Source organism: Mycobacterium paraffinicum (assembly GCF_025822865.1).
GTDB classification, from domain to species: domain Bacteria; phylum Actinomycetota; class Actinomycetes; order Mycobacteriales; family Mycobacteriaceae; genus Mycobacterium; species Mycobacterium paraffinicum.
The window spans coordinates 147,267-164,411 of record NZ_JACKUR010000039.1 but is presented as its reverse complement, the minus strand read 5'-3'; the positions used below and the strand labels follow the sequence as shown (position 1 = coordinate 164,411).

13 protein-coding genes are annotated in these 17,145 nt (G+C 62.8%); 1 reads left to right on the top strand and 12 read right to left on the bottom strand.

The genetic code is table 11. The features are described from left to right. Positions 1-140 precede the first annotated feature (140 nt). The 6 genes from H7J89_RS24510 to H7J89_RS24485 all read right to left on the bottom strand — a co-directional run bounded on the left by H7J89_RS24510 (position 141) and on the right by H7J89_RS24485 (position 6,391). The gene (locus H7J89_RS24510) at positions 141-1,172 is read right to left on the bottom strand and encodes a sulfotransferase family protein (RefSeq protein WP_264047551.1); all 1,032 of its coding nucleotides are present in this window, start codon (positions 1,170-1,172) and stop codon (positions 141-143) included. 408 nt (positions 1,173-1,580) lie between these two features. Beyond that, on the bottom strand, positions 1,581-2,816 hold the full coding sequence (locus H7J89_RS24505; RefSeq protein WP_264047550.1) for a polysaccharide pyruvyl transferase family protein: 1,236 nt from the start codon (positions 2,814-2,816) through the stop codon (positions 1,581-1,583). Between the two features lie 59 nt (positions 2,817-2,875). Beyond that, on the bottom strand, positions 2,876-3,664 hold the full coding sequence (locus tag H7J89_RS24500) for a glycosyltransferase (protein WP_264047549.1): 789 nt from the start codon (positions 3,662-3,664) through the stop codon (positions 2,876-2,878). Positions 3,665-3,915: 251 nt separating this feature from the next. Further along, positions 3,916-4,707, bottom strand: coding sequence for an ABC transporter permease (locus H7J89_RS24495; RefSeq protein WP_264047548.1), 792 nt, complete (start codon positions 4,705-4,707; stop codon positions 3,916-3,918). Further along, positions 4,707-5,447 (bottom strand): ABC transporter permease, encoded by a 741-nt coding sequence (locus tag H7J89_RS24490; protein ID WP_264047546.1) that lies wholly within the window; start codon positions 5,445-5,447, stop codon positions 4,707-4,709. Before H7J89_RS24490 ends, H7J89_RS24495 begins: the two co-directional genes overlap by 1 nt. Next, on the bottom strand, positions 5,444-6,391 hold the full coding sequence (locus H7J89_RS24485; protein ID WP_264047544.1) for an ATP-binding cassette domain-containing protein: 948 nt from the start codon (positions 6,389-6,391) through the stop codon (positions 5,444-5,446). Before H7J89_RS24485 ends, H7J89_RS24490 begins: the two co-directional genes overlap by 4 nt. A 511-nt stretch (positions 6,392-6,902) precedes the next feature. On the opposite strand from H7J89_RS24485, the gene H7J89_RS24480 reads away from it, so the two are divergent. Beyond that, positions 6,903-7,616, top strand: a complete 714-nt coding sequence (locus H7J89_RS24480) for a class I SAM-dependent methyltransferase (protein ID WP_264047542.1) — start codon at positions 6,903-6,905, stop codon at positions 7,614-7,616. A 66-nt stretch (positions 7,617-7,682) separates the two neighbouring features. Here the strand turns inward: H7J89_RS24480 and H7J89_RS24475 are convergent, their stop codons facing one another. The 6 genes from H7J89_RS24475 to mutA all read right to left on the bottom strand — a co-directional run bounded on the left by H7J89_RS24475 (position 7,683) and on the right by mutA (position 17,124). After that, a complete protein-coding gene (locus H7J89_RS24475; protein ID WP_264047540.1) occupies positions 7,683-8,342 on the bottom strand; it encodes a class I SAM-dependent methyltransferase in 660 nt (219 codons plus the stop codon). Positions 8,343-8,746: 404 nt separating this feature from the next. Then, positions 8,747-10,429, bottom strand: coding sequence for a glycosyltransferase family 2 protein (locus H7J89_RS24470; RefSeq protein WP_264047521.1), 1,683 nt, complete (start codon positions 10,427-10,429; stop codon positions 8,747-8,749). Positions 10,430-10,649: 220 nt separating this feature from the next. Beyond that, entirely contained in the window at positions 10,650-11,936 is a 1,287-nt protein-coding gene (gene lipL, locus H7J89_RS24465; RefSeq protein WP_264047518.1) for an esterase/beta-lactamase LipL, read from the bottom strand. A 62-nt stretch (positions 11,937-11,998) separates the two neighbouring features. Further along, entirely contained in the window at positions 11,999-12,988 is a 990-nt protein-coding gene (gene meaB, locus H7J89_RS24460; protein ID WP_264047516.1) for a methylmalonyl Co-A mutase-associated GTPase MeaB, read from the bottom strand. Further along, a complete protein-coding gene (scpA, locus tag H7J89_RS24455) occupies positions 12,989-15,241 on the bottom strand; it encodes a methylmalonyl-CoA mutase (RefSeq protein ID WP_264047514.1) in 2,253 nt (750 codons plus the stop codon). A gap of 5 nt (positions 15,242-15,246) precedes the next feature. Next, entirely contained in the window at positions 15,247-17,124 is a 1,878-nt protein-coding gene (gene mutA / locus H7J89_RS24450) for a methylmalonyl-CoA mutase small subunit (RefSeq protein WP_264047512.1), read from the bottom strand. Positions 17,125-17,145: the final 21 nt, after the last annotated feature.

Below are 17,145 nucleotides of genomic sequence, written 5' to 3'. Positions count from 1 at the left end.
CATAACCAACACGGCGTGTCACCGAAGTGGGGCCAAATCAGACCGTCACAACAACGCCCCGCCGCCATCCAGGCGGGGCCAAATCAAGCCGTCCTCCTGGGGCCAAATCAGACTGTCACGGCCAATCAGAGGACAGCCGCCTAAGCCCAGGTGCCTTTTCGCCGATGAGCCATCGCTCCTAATTCCATCAGCGGTTTCATGACGGATGGCCGGAAAATGCGCGAGCGGACACCGCCGGAAAGTTTGCGGTAATCCTCGACTGCAGAACGGAAATCGCGCTCGCTCGCCCGATAGGACTCGAAAATGCGATCGAGCATCGCCTCGTCAGGACACTCGTCTCGCGCGGCCATGCACTCAGCGTCGTAGACTGCAGATATCCAATCTGTGCCGAAACGGTTTGTTACCGACCCGCGATTTCTCTGGCGACGAAGATCAGGTGTGAGGAACTCATCGATCGCGTCCTGTTCTAGGGTATTGAGATCGATTGACAACGCCGTGGAAATCCGCTTAATCTCCCTGCGCCAGTCCTCGAGGAGGCTGGTGTACTCAACGAAGACACGCGGAATGCCACGGGTGTGCCGCTCGGCCAGCAGGTTGTATTTGAGCCATAAGGCACTGGACAACTCCGGTGAGATTTTCCAGGATGCCGCGACCGATGATATGACCTCATGTGGGTGACGCACCGCAATGACAGCTGCAACATCGCGGCCGGCTAAACATGAGGACTCGAACCACAAGTCGGACAGGATCGTTATCCGGGGATCTTTGATCACCACGAGTGGTGCGGCGGGCATCGTCTTGAGATAACTGCTGATCTCAGCGATGCACGCAGTCTTCTGTTCGGCAGTCATTGCCTCGTCCTCCTGCAAGCGCAGCGACGGGTCGAACCATGCACTGCCATTGCGGTGCAGGATCGCTTCGTTGAGGACGATGGCTTTCCGCGGCTCCCAATTGCCACGCGGATTGCCAGCGTCGGCGCCCAACATTCCGGCCGGAAGCGTGCCGCCGCACAGGGAGAGAACCCGGGTGATTGCCGAGGTGCCGGAACGTTGTGTCCCCAACACGAATAGGACGACCGGGCGAGTCTCACTCCCGGAGGCGGCGCCTTTGTGCACCGCATCCCCGGCGGTGGCTACGCTTTCGGCGGGTTGAGCACTCCGGGCAATCTCCATTGGCGGATCCAACCTTTCATTCATTGTGCGGATAGGCGATGAGGGATACGGCGGCTCTATATCACTGGCTGTTCAAACTTTACGCGCATGTCAACGTCGGCTGAATCTAGACTTTGCACGTCAACGTGGTTTGTGGTTCTCGATGCAAACAGGCACTGCGAAATGGGACGTCGCCGGGCTCGGCGGCCCGCGCGTCAAGGCAGGCGCAGCTGGAGGGCCCGACCTGCCGCCCTACAACTACCCTAGGTTCGACGCCGCGGAGATCCGCTGCGTGGAGTAGTCGGGCACGTAGGCCACCTCGTGGGCCTTGTACCGTTGGTAGTCGCCGTCGGAGGTTGTGGCCGCCAATCCGGCGCCCGCTAACAGCCGGGTATCTAAGACGGTGCATAGTTCCGGCCACGGCGCAACCTAACTGCGCGCCCCGGCCACTAGTGATCCAAACCACCTGTATGCCTGATCTGCTTGCGCAACTTGGGCTTGAGCAACCGAATGCAGTCTGTCGCGATCAGATTCGCTAATATCCCAGGCTCGCTCGATGGCGTCGGACAAGTCGCGCTCAAAACCCAGCCCCGGCCGCACAATATGACAACCGCCCGGGAACTGCATGCTCAGTCCCTTGAATTTGAGGTCGTAGTAGATTGAGTTGGTTATGCAAACCGCCGGCACTCCGGCCGCAAGACCGAAGATGGCGGCGTGGTAGCTTCCAGTCACAATCACCCGGCAACGCGCGGCTCGTTCTGCAAGTTCCTCGGGATTGCGAATATCATCGGAGTTGTCGTCCGCCACTATATGCGCATCTTGAGTGCCACCCGGATTCATCGCTTCCAGATCCGCCGATCCTTTGTAGCGCGATACTGGTAAGGCCAGCGTGGGAACGCTGCGGCGACTGGCGAATTCAGATGCAGCGGCGACGGTTTGGCCAGCGACGGTCTTATCGATTGAGCTGTAGAACGCGACGCGTATGTTCAGCCCGACCGCGGTTCCCGTCGGGGGCCTTGCGACCCCAGTCGCCAAAAGGAGTGCGTCGTCCCCAGTTATCCGGATTCGCTCGGGGTCAACCCGGCAGGACCTCAAAATCGGAGCAGAGCCCAATTCTTCGCGGAGTCCGATCATCAATAGCCGTGGCATTGTATACGTTGATAGGCGGGTCAGAAGTGGATGCGTAAGTGGGCCAATTCCTTGGCTAAACATTGCGGTCGGCTTGCCAAATCGTTGTGCGATAGCCAGAAAACTCAGAACCCGAGCCGCATGCCGCCAAAAGATATCGTTGATAAAGCCTCCCCCGCTGCATATAACGACATCTGCCCGACGAATAGCTCGCATCCGAGATGGTTCCCAGTTCGGCTGAATGTCGCAGTTAAAGCGATGCTTCAATCGGGCGGAAGATGGTATGGCGCTGCTCCGCATTTCCTGAGCCGGCCGATACGGCAGCGCGGCAGTTGACGAAGTCAAGCGGCGGATGACCGAGGGCGCGACTCCAGTAAGCCTCGGGCAGTACTGCTCAAGTCTCTCTGGTGAATCCGTAAGCACTTGTATATCGGCGTCCGGCCACAGGCTTTGTAGCCGGAGGATGCATGCTTGAAGCATTGCGATGTCGCCAATATTTAACAGGGCGTATCCGCTCTGGTCGACTAGTATCCGCACCGAGGTATCCTCTCGACGGCTTTTGTATAGTAAAAAGATGAGCTTGCACTGCGTGAATATCAGAACCCAGCCTGAAAGGCAGATGGTTCATTCGCACCAAACCCTCCCGAGGGAACGACATGGCCGTACTGCCGCATTAATTCGCGGAGCGAGCGCTGATTTCCGCACCGTCGTTGGATACGACGCAGGCGAGCTATATTAGTGCGGGCAAGACGACGAGTTTGCCGATCCGCGTCAGACCATACTGGTTGGTGCCATAGGTGCAAAGCTGTCCCTTGTTGCCATTCCACACCCGCCGTGAAAGTCTCGAATAACACTTTCATCGATGCATCTTCAGCGCCCCATCCATCCATCTCGATAAATCCACCAACTTGCTCCCAGGCGCGGCGTGGTATGATTTGCACTCCCGAGTAATGGTGATAGCGCAAAGTGTGCTCATAAGGCGCATTGCGAGCCCACGGAAGCTTGGGCAAATCCTTGCGAGGAAAAGGACAGAGAAACATCCCGTCTCCGCTCATTAAGCGACTAGTCGAGTGCTCATCGAGATACATGTACGCTTGGTACGGAAAAACAACTTTGCCAGTTTGATCTGCACGGTTGACCGCTGCGCGAACTTGGTCTGGATCAGCAATATTATCAGCATCATGGACAATGGCAATGTCCCAATCTGTTTGCGCGGCAGCTTTATTGATCGCACGGCCACGATTGAATGGTCCATCGCCGCTATCGTCTGAAATATGAGGATAGTCAGGATGGTGGTCAATGAGCCAATTGCGCGTGAAGTCCCATAGCTGATCTCGCCTTCCGCCTCCATCGCTGCGCCACGGGATCAAGACGACCGTTCTCATGGCATAAGCCTTTCCGATTACGCATTTACTTGTCTCACGCACTCCACTTGACCTATACCCAAGTGTATCCAGCTGCGGCCCGTGGAATGCTATCAAGCTTTGACGGTGTGCAGCTGCCGTCCGGCCCGTCGGTATCCAAATTCGAAGCAATCGGAGTGCAAGCGGTAAGGGTGGTTACGCAGCTTGGCCCCGCGAACGATTGGCTGATCCACGGGGACGCACGAGCCTGCGAGTCATCGAACCGCCACGCCTCAAGCATGGGACTCTGCGGCTAGACGATAACCGCGCACCGCTATGGGAATGAATGCGGCTAGCAGAACAGCCCCCCAGGCGAGAGTCATCATGAGAGGCCATGCGATTGGGCCGCCGTGGGCCAAGCCCCACATCGCCTCGATAGGCGGCGACATAGGTTGTAAGCGCACGAATGGCCGAAGCCAGTCGGGGTAGAGCATGATCGGAGTGGTACCGGGATTGAGAAAAGCCAGCGCGACGGTACCAGCTGCCAGCCAGGTCATCACGGCGGCGCCGTTAGTGCGAATGGCCACCGCCATCACCAGTGCCGTGAATCCGACCACCACGATTGGCGGGATCAGAATGTACGGAACTGCTGTCGGCCAGCCGTGGTCGAAACGTAGGCCCAGTACCACCCCGAGGACAGTTATCAGGACCGTTCCGATGAGAGCACGCGCCGCCTCGGCCGTCAGCCGCCCGGTGATTGCGCTTGCTCTGTGTACCGGCATTACCCACATTCGGCTCAGTAACCCGCAATCCCGCTCCATTCCAATGCTGACCGAAGTGCTTAGCGCACCGAACAAGCCCGACAGCACAGCGCACACTGGAACCAGGCCGTAGACGCTCTCGACGCCGGTGACCTTTTGCACCCGATCCTCCAAGACCGCTTCGTACACGAGCAGGAGGCATACGGGGAAGATCAGCGACCCCACCAGGACCGCGCGCTCACGCCGCCATTCGGTGAGGAGCCGACCGGCTTGCACCCAGCTCTGCGTCAGCAGCGAGGCTTGTGTCCCGAGCCGATGTGTCACTAGCCGCGCCTCTGCATCCGCAGCGTAATCGTCCCGAACACCAATACCATCCCCCCGCACCAGGACAGACTGGATGCGAGGTGGTCAACCGCGACGTGGCCAGATGCCAGGCCGCGCAATGCTTCCGCGACCTGTGAAACTGGCTGGTTTCGGACGTATGGGCGTAACCAGCCAGGAAAATTCTGCTCGGGCGCAATCCCAGTGGACAGCAGAAACAGGAGCAACTGCGGGATAAACAGTAAGTGGCTGGCCCCTCGGGGACTGCTTGTACTTGACCCCAATGCGTCGGCCCCCAGCGCCACCGCAAGGCATAGCAGCAACGCGATGAGCACAAAGGGCACCGCGTACCACAGTCCGCTGGTCATACGGAATCCGAACGCGTAGCCAGCGGCCATCGCCACTGATAGGGCAAGCACGGCCCTGACCAGAGTAGCTACCATTCGGGCACTCACCGGCACCGCAGCGGCGATCGGCAGCGTATTCAGCCGCTCTCCCAGGCCGAACAGGTGATCACGTGCCGCGCGGTCCGCTGTGAGCAAGGCGACCAAGATCACTGACTGGACGACCACTGCCGGGACGAGATATTGCGAGTAGCTGACGCGTCCGGTGTCGACTAGCCCGCGCAGCGCAACAGTGAACCCTGCTAAATATGCGATCGGTGAGAAGATCTCGAACAGCAACCCGCCGTCGCGCGCCGCCGCGACTAGCGAACGTTCGGTGAGGGCGGACAGGGCGCTCATGTTCGGGTGACGGTCTGTTCGGTCAGGTGCAGGAACGCCTCGTCGAGCGAGGGTTTGCGCAACGAGATGTCGGCCAATTCGATGCCGATCCCATCGACCCGCCGAAACATCTCACTCAGGGTGGCCACGCCGTCGGGGGCGGGTACCGACACCGAGTTCATATCGACGTTGATATCGATCCCCTCGAGCCCGGTCAGCGCCATAGCGACCCGAGGCAGATCGGCTGGATCGGCCGGGGTCACCTGGCAGTAGCTGATGCCGACCCTGCGCTTGAGGTCCTCGGCGGTGCCGCTGGCAATTACCTCTCCATGGTCGATGACGACGATCGAGTCACTCAGCACGTCGGCCTCTTCCAAGTACTGCGTAGTCAGCAATACAGTGATCCCCTGGAGGGCCAACGAACTCACCAGCGCCCATACGGTACGGCGGCTGCGTGGGTCCAGCCCTGTGGTCGGCTCATCGAGGAATAGAACATTGGGCAACACCACTAGGGCACTGGCGAGATCGACGCGCCGCCACATTCCTCCCGAATAGGTGGATACCCGCCTGTCGGCGACGGCCACGAGGTCGAACTGTTCGATCAACTCGTCGGCGCGAGCCTTTGCTTGCCGGCGACGCAGGCCGCGCAGCCTGCCGTACAGCACCAGGTTTTCTCGGGCGGTGAGCATTGGGTCCATCCCGGTGAATTGCCCGGCCATCCCGATGCTGGCACGTACCTGGGCCGACTGACGAACGACGTCGTATCCGTTGACGCGGGCAAAGCCCGAAGTGGGGCGAATCAGCGTCGAAAGAATGTTGATGCTGGTGGTCTTGCCCGCACCATTGTGGCCGAGTAGACCGCACACTGTCCCGGCCGGAACTGAGAAGTTCACACCGTTGAGTGCAGGGGGATTGTCCCCGAATGTCTTTGTGAGGCCAACGACCTCGATCGCCAGTGGGCTCACGGGAGTGAGTATTTCATGGGAGTCCGTATGCGTTAGCAGTATCGGCAAAGGTGACAGGTCAGGGGGCGGAAGGCCTCCACTGTGTTGGGCCTGTTGGGGCACCAGCGTGGTGAATGTGCGCCTCGTCACACCCGACTGCGGCGCCATTTGCGCCTAACCGCGGTGCGATGTTACGTGAGGCTGGCTACCGATTCGTCGCCCGTGAGAAGCCCCTGCTCAGGTTGAACACCAGGCGTGACCCAGAGAGTCCGCTCCTGCGGCCCGTATGCGCGTGAACTCAGGGCGCCCGGTAGCTCGCCGATACAGATCACTTCATGGATTCGACGCCGTGCTGCGGACCGAAGACGGCGATATGCCATCGGCACCCACACGATGCTATCGGGCGAGGTGGAAGACCGACCCCGCGAACGTCCGAAGTGTTGCCTCACTGGTCGTTGCAGCAAGGATCGAAGTGAACGTATGACGTGGCCCCCAACCCAGCTGAGGGCAGGGGCCGCTATAAGCTTCCGCCGTGGCCCGTCGCTTCGTTCTCTTCCCGACGCTTTTCAATTCTTCACGTTGGTACCTGGACCGATGGGTGTTTGACGCTAGCCGCGTGGGTGCCGGAAAATCATTCCGCGTGCTTGATGCTGGGGCAGGAATTGCACCGTATCGCAAACACTTTGAACATGTCACCTACGAGACGGCCGACTTCGGCGCGGTCGACAAGGAGTACTCCCAGCTCGATCACATCTGCAGGCTTGAGGAGCTGCCGATGGCCAACGAAACCTACGATCTTGTGCTGTGCACCCAAGTGCTGGAACACATCCCCGAACCGCTGCCTGTTCTTCGCGAACTTAGACGTGTCCTGAAGCCCGGTGGGCAAGCATGGGTGAGCGCGCCACTCTTCTATGAGGAGCACGAGACGCCCTATGACTTTTGGCGCTATACGCAGTTTGCATGGCAGCGAATGGCCGCTGAAGCCGGCTTCACCGTTGAGTCACTCGAATGGCTAGAGGGGTACTACGGCACGATCAGTTACCAGCTGATGATGGCCAGCAACGAGTTGCCGATGGTGTGGTTGCCCCTACAGCTGGTTTGCTTCGTGCTGTCCTTGGTGTTCGGATTCCTAGACACCAAATTCAAGATCACTACGACGGGTATGCCGAAGAATTACCGCTGCATTCTCCGCCGTCCTCTTGATAACGCGCTAGACGGTTGCGAGTCCCGTCCGATTCCCGACTAGCGTTGCGACTGAGCAGCGACCTTGGATTTTTCTGCACGACAGAACATCGAAGTTCCAAACTCGCGATTACTTCTGGGCTAATGCCCACACTGATACCGGAAAATTGGCTTCGTTGCGGAGAGAACGCCATGGCCAGTGCCAAGCCCAGCGAGTAAAGTTAGCGCGAACGCATGCACGATTTCCCCATGAGCCGGTCTGGATCCGCTCCAAGTCGAACCCGCACTCAGCGAGGAAATATCGGATACCCGTTTCCGTCCAGCGTGAACAGTCGTAAGGTGCTGCGTGAATTCGAATCAAAAAGGGCGTAGTTATCAGAAAATGGCCGCCCGGACGAAGCATCTCGAAGACATTCTTTCCAGCTCGGTACGGCCACAACAGATGTTCGAACACCTGCTCGGCAATGATGAGGTCGAACTGCTCGGGCAAGGGCGTTGCACAAATGTCGAATTCGGGATAGTGAATCGAGCGATACGTCTTGAATTGCTCGGTGTGGCCCCAGTAGTCACCGGCTATCTCGAGCGCGCTAAGTTCGTGAGGCTGGAGCGCCTGCACCATTTTACGGGTTTCACGGTTCATCACTGTCCGGACCCAGTGTCGCGATGAGGTATACGATGCGATGGTCCAGGACAGCCGTGCTAACAACGCGTAGCCCGGCAAGGGCTTGGCCGGCTCTGATGTTGCTACGCGCTCGCCATAGCCAGTACCGTGAACTGCTCCCTGGTCCAAGTCCCAATCTCCCTCGTCGCACCACGAACCACCGAATGCTACCTTTTAGCTCTCTCATCCGATGCCGCGATTGCGAACCGGCAATCTAGCGAAGCTCCCTCTGCAGTGCACCCCGGTTCCCGCCCACCAGCATCGACTGCGAACACTACTGTGCTCCGGCGAAGGACACCAGCAAGAGACCCCGGCCGTCACGGAGCAGTTCGACCCAACGAACTGCTCGGTGGGCCGAGCGCGGTCGATATCGTCTTTTGGGCATAGGTGCCGTCTTAACCATATTCCGCGATGCGTCAAGGATACTCAGAAGTTGAAGCCGCAATGCGTGCCTTGATCGACAAGTACGTCGAACGCCCCAAGTCCCTCACGCAACAATGTATGGCAACCCTCTCAAACAAAGCCGATACATATCATTCCAAAACGCGCGATATCACAACACGTAGGTAAGCATTTGCCTTCGCCACGGCCCGAGAATCCCGATGGGCCAACAATTTAGCCTCTTCCCCAACAAACGAGTGAGCGATAACCGCCGGCCGTTGCTTGTTCCGCTTGGTCGATTCTGGCTCGAGCTCCATCAGGCGTTCGCGCGCAATTCCGGCGTCCCCAATCTCGCGTGTGAGCACCACGAGGCTGCTGCGAAACACTGGAAAAGTCGAAAGTGATTGCAGTGTCAGAGAATCGAAGAGGCAGGGGCGCCATCCGGCTGACGCAAACAAGTCGAGCCAGTGCGACATCGGCGACCCGCTGAAATGGCCTGCTCCGGACCGTCCCGGGGCGCCGGACAGGACGATGCGGTCACGCGCATGGCGCAGCATGTTGCCGACGAGTGCGGATTCCGACTCCGCGGGAACATGTTGCGGGGGCTGGACACACATCACCAGATCGAAGGTCTCCGCCAGGTCTCCCGGCTCGCAGCCGTCGACGCTCGTTGCCCGCTCGGCTCCATGAGCAGCGAAATATTTCAGGTACGCCTCGGAACCCCCGCCGATCGCCAGAACGGATGTGGGGCAATAGCGCTCCGCGAGATAGCGAAAAGGCGGTAAATCCACATATAACGCCGTTTTCGACCCTGCGCCCCCGAACGGCCGCTTCAGGCGTCGCCATGCCCCCATGCTCCGGCGCGAATTCTCCAGAAACTGGAGGTCAGACGCCAGACCGGAGGCGTCGGCCTCCGGGTTGAATATCCTGTCGATGGACCTCACGACTTTTTGCAACGGCGTGCAGCTGATGGCCGGCTGCGCCGTCAACCTCCCGTAACCAGGCGTCACGGGGTCACGGACGACATCGCTTGGCCACGTCAATTCCGTTCCGGAGAAGTCCGCGTATTTGAGCGCTTCGTGCGTTAAATCCTCCCGCGTAAACGCGGGTCCGCGAATAATGCGCTCGTATACGACTTTCCAGTGAATCGCGTGTGCGAAATCGAGCCGATATCTATTCCGCTCCAGATTGGCGATCCAGCCGACCAGGATCTTGCTGGTGAACTGGTCCACGCTTCGGACCGGAAAGTGGGCTATCGTGACGTCGGTCAGCTTGACCTTGCGGAGTGACCGACCCAAGTACGTGGCGCCGTGGTTGCCTTGCTTGATCCGAAGTTTCATATCGATCTTCGGCTTGGTGACGATGATCGGTTTCCACCAGGCGCCCTCCTCCGCCTTCCGATGGGTGATGCTCCGTAGGGGATCTGACGCGTCGCCTTCCGGACCCGTGGGAGCGGGAATGTAGGTGCGCCAACAATATTGGGCCTGCGTACCGGGGCGCATCGCACGCAATTGGGTATACAGTGCGTCCCGCGACGGCGTCACGATGAATTCGTCGGCATCCAACAAGAACACGAAGCGCGGCTTGAACTTGGGCACTACCTTGCGATACACCGCGGTCACAATCTCTGCCTGGAAGTGACCCACGATCGGATCGTCGAAAAGTATTACCGGTAATCCTTCTCGCTGCAGCCGCACGAGAATTTCCCGCGTGTCGTCGACCGAGTCGTTATCGACAATGGCCAGCGCATCCATGAAGTTCAAATTGTGTCGGACGAATGCCTCAATGACGTCCGCCTCGTTTTTCACCATCGCGATCCCGAGCGCTTCGATCATGCTTGTAGCGCCAGGTCAAAGTGCATCGCGGATCAAACCTTTCGGAGGTCGTGCGCGCCAGGGCACCGGACATTATTCCCGGTTCTTCAGCACTTCGGGCCATCTTCGATCCCATCGGCGCGCAGAACCTCAAGCGCACCGACGCGTTCCGCGGGCGGTGAACGGCGAACAACGCACTCGGCTTGGTCGTGGAAACCCTTGAACGCAAACCGAAACCGCTTTAGCCGGCGACGGCTCCCGGCTCGAAGAACGGCGCGCCATACTCGGTCACCGGCTCGAAGCCGCGTTTGCGCGCCTTCTCGGCGGCCTTACGAATCAGGGCGTAGATGCCGACGAACGCCGCGTGATCGGTCATCACGAACGGTGTCAGCAGCCGGTTGTGCACCAGCGAGAAGGCCACACCGCTCGCCGGGTCGGTCCAGCCGAGCGAACCGCCCAGCCCGACATGGCCAAAGCCGGGCATCACGTTCCCGATGGGCAGGCTGTGGTAGCCCAGGTGGAACGCCAACGGCACGAACAGGTTCCGGTCGGGCCGCAGGCTCCGTCGACCGGTCAGGCCGGCCACCAGCTCGCGGGACAGGAACCGGATGCCGTCGACCTCGCCGCCGTTGGCGATGGCTCCGTACATGCGTGCCAGCCCACGGGCCGTCACCACCCCGTTGGCCGCCGGGATCTCCGCATCCAGCAAGGGGGTGTCGCCCTGCACGGCGGCGACCATGCCCGGGAAGTACATGGACCGGAACCCGCCGGACAGCTCGTTGGCCACCTTGCGGGTCACGAAGCTGAGGACCGGGTTCCGCACGAGGTTCTGCGGCGCGACGATCTGGGCGACCCGGGTCGGCGCGGCGGCCGGCGGGCGACCCAGGTACAACCCGTCGGTGCCCAGCGGCTCGGCGAGCTCTTCGCGGATCAGCGCGCGCATCCCTTTTCCGGTCACGCCCCGGGCGAGGCCGGACATCAGCCAGCCGAAGGTCAGCGCGTGATAGGCCGACTTGCCCAGCAGCCGTCCCGGCGCCGCCGCGGCCAGCCGTTCCTCCATCACGACGTGGTCCAGCAAGTCTTCAGTGCTGGCGCCGCGCAGGCCGGACAGGCCGGCAGCGTGCCTCATCACGTCGCGCACGGTGAGGTTCGCCTTGCCGTTGGCCGCGAACGCCGGCCAGTACTCGGCGACGGGCGCCTCGTAGTCGATCAGCCCCCGGTCGGCGAGCCGGTGAATGACGGTGGCCGCCATGCCTTTTGTCGCCGAGAACACCATCGGCGCGCTGTCGGCCGACCACGGCGTGTGGCCACCCCGATCGGACCACCCGGTCCAGACGTCGACGACGGGCTGGCCGTCCAGATACACCGCCAGCGCGCCGCCGCCGAAGCGGCGGGCGGGAAACATGCTGGAAAAACTGCGAACGACGCATCCAAAGTGTGAGTCCGCCGCGCCGGACACACGGTGACCTGCGTCAAGGTCATCGTGGACAGGGACCGCGCGGCGATCGACTCGGGTTTCCACCGTCACATTTTTGAATTTACTTGGATTTCACACCTTCCCGGAGCGAAATCGGATTGTTTATCTATCCGTTATTCTGACGCAGCCGTTAATATTTGCTCGGCTGCCAGCGCGGGGGTCAGCTCCCCGGCCTTGACCTGACGTTCGATGTCGGCGCGCATCTTGCGCACCTTCGGGTTGGACAGCACCCGATCCAGGACGGTGTCGCGCACCATCTGCCACGTCCAGTCGACCTGCTGGGCGCGCCGGCGCGCCTCGAACTCGCCGGCCTCGGTGAGCACCTGACGATGACGTTCGATGGTGTCCCACAATTCCTGCAGGCCGGTCCCCTCCGTCGCGCTCATCGTGAGGACCGGTGGCCGCCAGAGTGTTTCACGCGGATGTATCAGCCTGATCGCCGAGGACAGCTCGCGGGCGGCCATCCGCGCCTCCGCGAGGTGGTCCCCGTCGGCCTTGTTCACCACCACGATGTCGGCGAGCTCCAGCGCGCCCTTCTTGATGCCCTGCAACTGATCGCCACTACGCGCCAGGGTCAGCAGGACGAACGTGTCGACCATGTTGGCCACCGTCACCTCGGACTGACCGACGCCGACCGTCTCGATGATGATCACGTCGAAACCGGCGGCCTCCAACAACACCACCGTCTCGCGGGTGGCCTTTGCTACACCGCCCAGAGTGCCCGACGTCGGCGACGGGCGGATGTACGCATCCGGGTGCACGGCCAGGCGGGCCATCCGCGTTTTGTCGCCGAGGATCGACCCGCCGCTGCGGGTCGACGACGGGTCGACGGCCAGCACCGCCACCCGGTGGCCCTGCTCGATCAGATGCATGCCGAGGGCCTCGATGGTGGTGGACTTTCCCACTCCGGGGGTCCCGGTGATGCCGATGCGGTGCGCGTCGCCCGAGTCCGGCGTCAGCGCGAGCAGCAGCTTCTGCGCCTTCTCGTGATGGTCGGCGCGGGTGGACTCCAGCAGCGTGATGGCCCGCGGCAGCGCCGCGCGGTCGCCGCCGCGCACGGCGTCGGCCAGCTCGTCTACGGTGTCGCTCTTGCGGGCTGCCATCTAGTCGAGCGTGTAACCCAGCCGCTCGGCAAGCTTGTGCAGCAAGCCGATCGCGGCCTCGGCGATCACCGTCCCGGGCGGGAAGATGGCGGCGGCCCCGGCCTCGTAGAGCTCGTCGAAGTCACCGGGCGGGATCACCCCGCCGACCACGATCATGATGTCGGGCCGTCCCACCTCAGCGAGCGCGTCGCGGAGCGCCGGTACCAGCGTCAGGTGGCCGGCGGCCAGCGACGAAACGCCGACGACGTGCACGTCGTTGTCGGCGGCCTGCCGGGCGACCTCCTCGGGCGTGGAGAACAGCGAGCCGACGTCGACGTCGAAGCCGAGGTCGGCGAAGGCCGTCGCGATCACCTTCTGGCCGCGGTCGTGACCGTCCTGGCCCATCTTGGCCACCAGAATCCTGGGCCGGCGGCCGTCGGCCTCGGCGAACTTCTCGACTAGTTCGGTGGCGGTTGCGATGTTCTGGGCCTTTCCGGCTTCGTCCCGGTAGACGCCGGCGATGGTGCGGATCTCCGCCTGGTGCCGGCCGTATACCTTTTCCAGCGCGTCGGAGATCTCCCCGACCGTGGCTTTGGCCCGGGCGGCGTTGATCGCCAGCGCCAGCAGATTATTACCCAACCCGTCCTCGCCGGCGCGACCATGCGCGGCGGCGGCCCGGGACAGGTCGGCGAGCGCGGCGTCGACCGCGGACTGGTCACGGCCGGCCCGCAGCTCTTCGAGTTTGGCAAGCTGCTCGGCGCGCACCCGGCTGTTCTCGACCTTGAGGACCTCGACCTCTTGGTCCTCTTCGACCTGATACTTGTTGACGCCGATCACCGGCTGGATTCCGGAGTCGATGCGCGCCTGGGTCCGCGCGGCGGCCTCCTCGATGCGCAGCTTCGGAATGCCCTCGTTGATGGCCTGGGCCATGCCGCCGTGCTCGGCAACCTCGGCGATGTGCGCCCGGGCCCGCTGCGCGAGCTGGTGGGTCAGCCACTCCACGTAATACGAGCCGCCCCACGGGTCGATGGGCCGCGTGGTGCCCGACTCCTGCTGCAGCAGCAGCTGCGTGTTGCGCGCGATCCTCGCGGAGAAGTCCGTGGGCAGCGCCAGCGCCTCGTCGAGGGCGTTGGTGTGCAGCGACTGGGTGTGCCCCTGGGTCGCGGCCATCGCCTCGATGCAGGTGCGCGCGACGTTGTTGAACGCGTCCTGTGCGGTCAGCGACCAGCCGGAGGTCTGCGAATGTGTGCGCAGCGACAGCGATTTGGGGTTCTTCGGATTGAACTGGGCCACCAGCTCGCTCCACAGCAGCCGGCCCGCCCGCAGCTTGGCGACCTCCATGAAGAAGTTCATCCCGATGCCCCAGAAGAACGAGAGCCGCGGCGCGAACTTGTCGATGTCCAGGTCGGCGTCCAGGCCCGCCTTGATGTAGTCGACACCGTCGGCCAGCGTGTAGGCCAACTCCAAATCGGCTGTGGCCCCGGCCTCTTGGATGTGATAGCCGGAGATCGAGATGGAGTTGAACTTCGGCATCTTCGCGCTGGTGTAGCCGAAGATGTCGGAGATGATCCGCATCGACGGCTTGGGCGGATAGATGTAGGTGTTGCGCACCATGAATTCTTTGAGGATGTCGTTCTGGATGGTGCCGGCCAATTTCTCCGGCGGCACCCCCTGCTCCTCGGCGGCCACCACGTAGAGCGCCAGGATCGGCAGCACGGCGCCGTTCATCGTCATCGACACCGATACCGTCGACAGGTCGATGCCGTCGAACAGCTGGCGCATGTCGAGGATGGAATCGATTGCCACGCCGGCCATTCCGACGTCGCCCTGGACACGGGGATGGTCGGAGTCGTAGCCGCGGTGGGTGGCCAGGTCGAAGGCCACCGACAGGCCCTTCTGGCCGGCCGCCAGGTTGCGGCGGTAGAACGCATTCGACTCCGCCGCGGTGGAGAACCCGGCGTATTGGCGGATGGTCCACGGCTGGTTGACGTACATCGTGGGGTACGGGCCGCGCAGGAAGGGCGGTTCGCCGGGAAAGCTGTTCAGCGGGTAACCGCCGGCCACCGCGGCGGCCCGGTCGGCGCCGATGTACACCGGTTTGACGGCGATGTCTTCGGGCGTGTGCCACTCGAGCTGATCGGGCGTGTACCAGTGCGCCGCCGCGGCAGCCGCGACGTGCTTTTCCACCGCGGCTTCGGTGGGCGGCGGCAGCGGGCGTTCGCCGTTCAGCGGGACGTCGGCGAAGTTACCTATCACGGGTGCGGTTGTGGTCATTGCGGTTACGCTCCCAGTCGAGTGAGCAGGTTCGAAAGGGCCTCGACCGCATTGATTTTCGCGGTCAGGAATTCGTCGGGCCGGTGCTCGGCGTCGCCAATGGCCTTCTCCGGTCCGGCCAGGTAGACCCTCGACACACCGGCGGTTCGGGCCGCCTCGACGATCGCGGCGGCCTCGTCCTGGTAACGCTTGTCGGTACCGCAGATGACCGCCGCGCCCGGTGATCCCGCGTCGGCGACCGCCTTCGCGACACCGGCGGCGTCGACCGTGCCCGGGTTGACGGTTTCGATGCCACCCGATGCCAGCAGGTTGGCGGCGAATGTGGCCCGGATGTTGTGCTCGGCCAGTGGGCCCAACGGAAGCAACAACGCCTGCGGACGCGCGCCGGTGCGGGCCAGAAATGCGTCGGAACGATCGCGCAAGGCCTCGAATGCGGCGGCGTACCGCTGCAGGTTTCCGGCAGCCAGCGGCGAATCCGACGAATCATCATGCGGCAGAGCCGGTTCGGTGAGATTCGGGAACTCATTGACACCGGTGATCGCGGTGCGGCGATGCGCGATGTCGTCGGCGCGTCGGGCCGCCACCTCGGCGATCTGGTCGGCGATGTACTCGCGCGCCTCGACGAACCCGCCGCGCGCCTCGATGGCCTGGAAGTGCTCCCAGGCCTGCTCCGCGAGCCGGGCGGTGAGGTCCTCGACGAACCAGGAACCGCCGGCGGGGTCCAGCACCCGGCCGACGTGCGACTCCTCTAGGAGCAGCAGCTGGGTGTTGCGGGCGATCCGGCGCGCGAAGCTTCTGGCCGTGCCGGGGAAGCCGCCCGGGATCGCCACGTCGAACGGGAGCACCAGCACGGTGTCGGCGCCGCCGACGCCCGCACCGAACGCGGCCAGCGTGCAGCGCAGCATGTTCACCCACGGGTCGCGTTGGGTCATCATCGGCAGCGACGTTTCGGCGTGCAGGGTGACGGCGCCGCCGTCGGGGTCACCGACGACCTCCGCGACCCGCGCCCACAGGTGGCGCACGGCCCGCATCTTGGCGAGTGTCACGAACTGGTCGTCGTCGGCGGCCAGCCGGAAACTGATCTGCCGCAACGACTCCCCGACCGACATGCCCGACCCGGTGAGCGTCCGGAGATAGGCCACCCCGGCAGCCACGGTGCCGGCCAGCTCCCACGTCGCGTTGGCGCCCAGGTTGTGGAAGGCGGGCCCGTCGACGGTGATCGCACGCACGCCGCGCTCCCGGGCCGAGCGCTTGGCGATCGCGACGACCTCGTCCACCGAGGGCACGGGACGATCGCTCAGTGCCGCGGTGAAGGGGTCGCCGCCCAGGTCGATCGAGAGTATTTCGCGCTGGTCTGGTTCGACGCCGGCCGCCAACGCCAACATGACGTCGGCTGCGGCGGAGTAGTCCGCGCCCGCGTCGACGATGACCGGCGCCATGCTCAGGTGCACGCCCTGCAGGGCGTCCGCGAGCTGGTCGACCGTCACGCCGGATTCGCCCACCCGCAGGACCAGCGCGCTGGCCCCGTTGCCGAGTGCCTCGAGCACCGCCGAGTTGACGTCCTCGGCCGCGACCCCGGCGACGCGGTCGGCGGGGAACGCTTCGGCCACCCTCCAGCCGGACTTGACGTCGCGCAGCGCGTCGGCGCCCCGCACGAAAGGCCACTCGCCGGGCAACGGCGGTTCCGGCAGCTCGTCCAGCGCCGTGTACAGCGCCCGGACGGCGATGCCGTCATAGGTCGGGGTTTCCAGCAGCCGCTCGGGCTGGTCGCCGAGCTCCTCGGGGTCCTTCCGGGTGCTTTTCGATAGCACGCCGGCGACCGCACTGCGCCAACGCCCGCGAACCTGTTCTAGTTCGGCGAGGTCGGGTACATCAATGGACACCGATTGCTCCCTTTTTTGCCA

Excerpts from the sequence above, each read along its gene's own strand:
- scpA (WP_264047514.1), bottom strand. The coding sequence starts at position 15,241 with ATGACCACAACCGCACCCGTGATAGGTAACTTCGCCGACGTCCCGCTG.
- H7J89_RS24500 (WP_264047549.1), bottom strand. The coding sequence starts at position 3,664 with ATGAGAACGGTCGTCTTGATCCCGTGGCGCAGCGATGGAGGCGGAAGG.
- H7J89_RS24510 (WP_264047551.1), bottom strand. The coding sequence starts at position 1,172 with ATGGAGATTGCCCGGAGTGCTCAACCCGCCGAAAGCGTAGCCACCGCC.
- H7J89_RS24490 (WP_264047546.1), bottom strand. The coding sequence starts at position 5,447 with ATGAGCGCCCTGTCCGCCCTCACCGAACGTTCGCTAGTCGCGGCGGCG.
- H7J89_RS24470 (WP_264047521.1), bottom strand. The coding sequence starts at position 10,429 with ATGATCGAAGCGCTCGGGATCGCGATGGTGAAAAACGAGGCGGACGTC.
- meaB (WP_264047516.1), bottom strand. The coding sequence starts at position 12,988 with ATGGCAGCCCGCAAGAGCGACACCGTAGACGAGCTGGCCGACGCCGTG.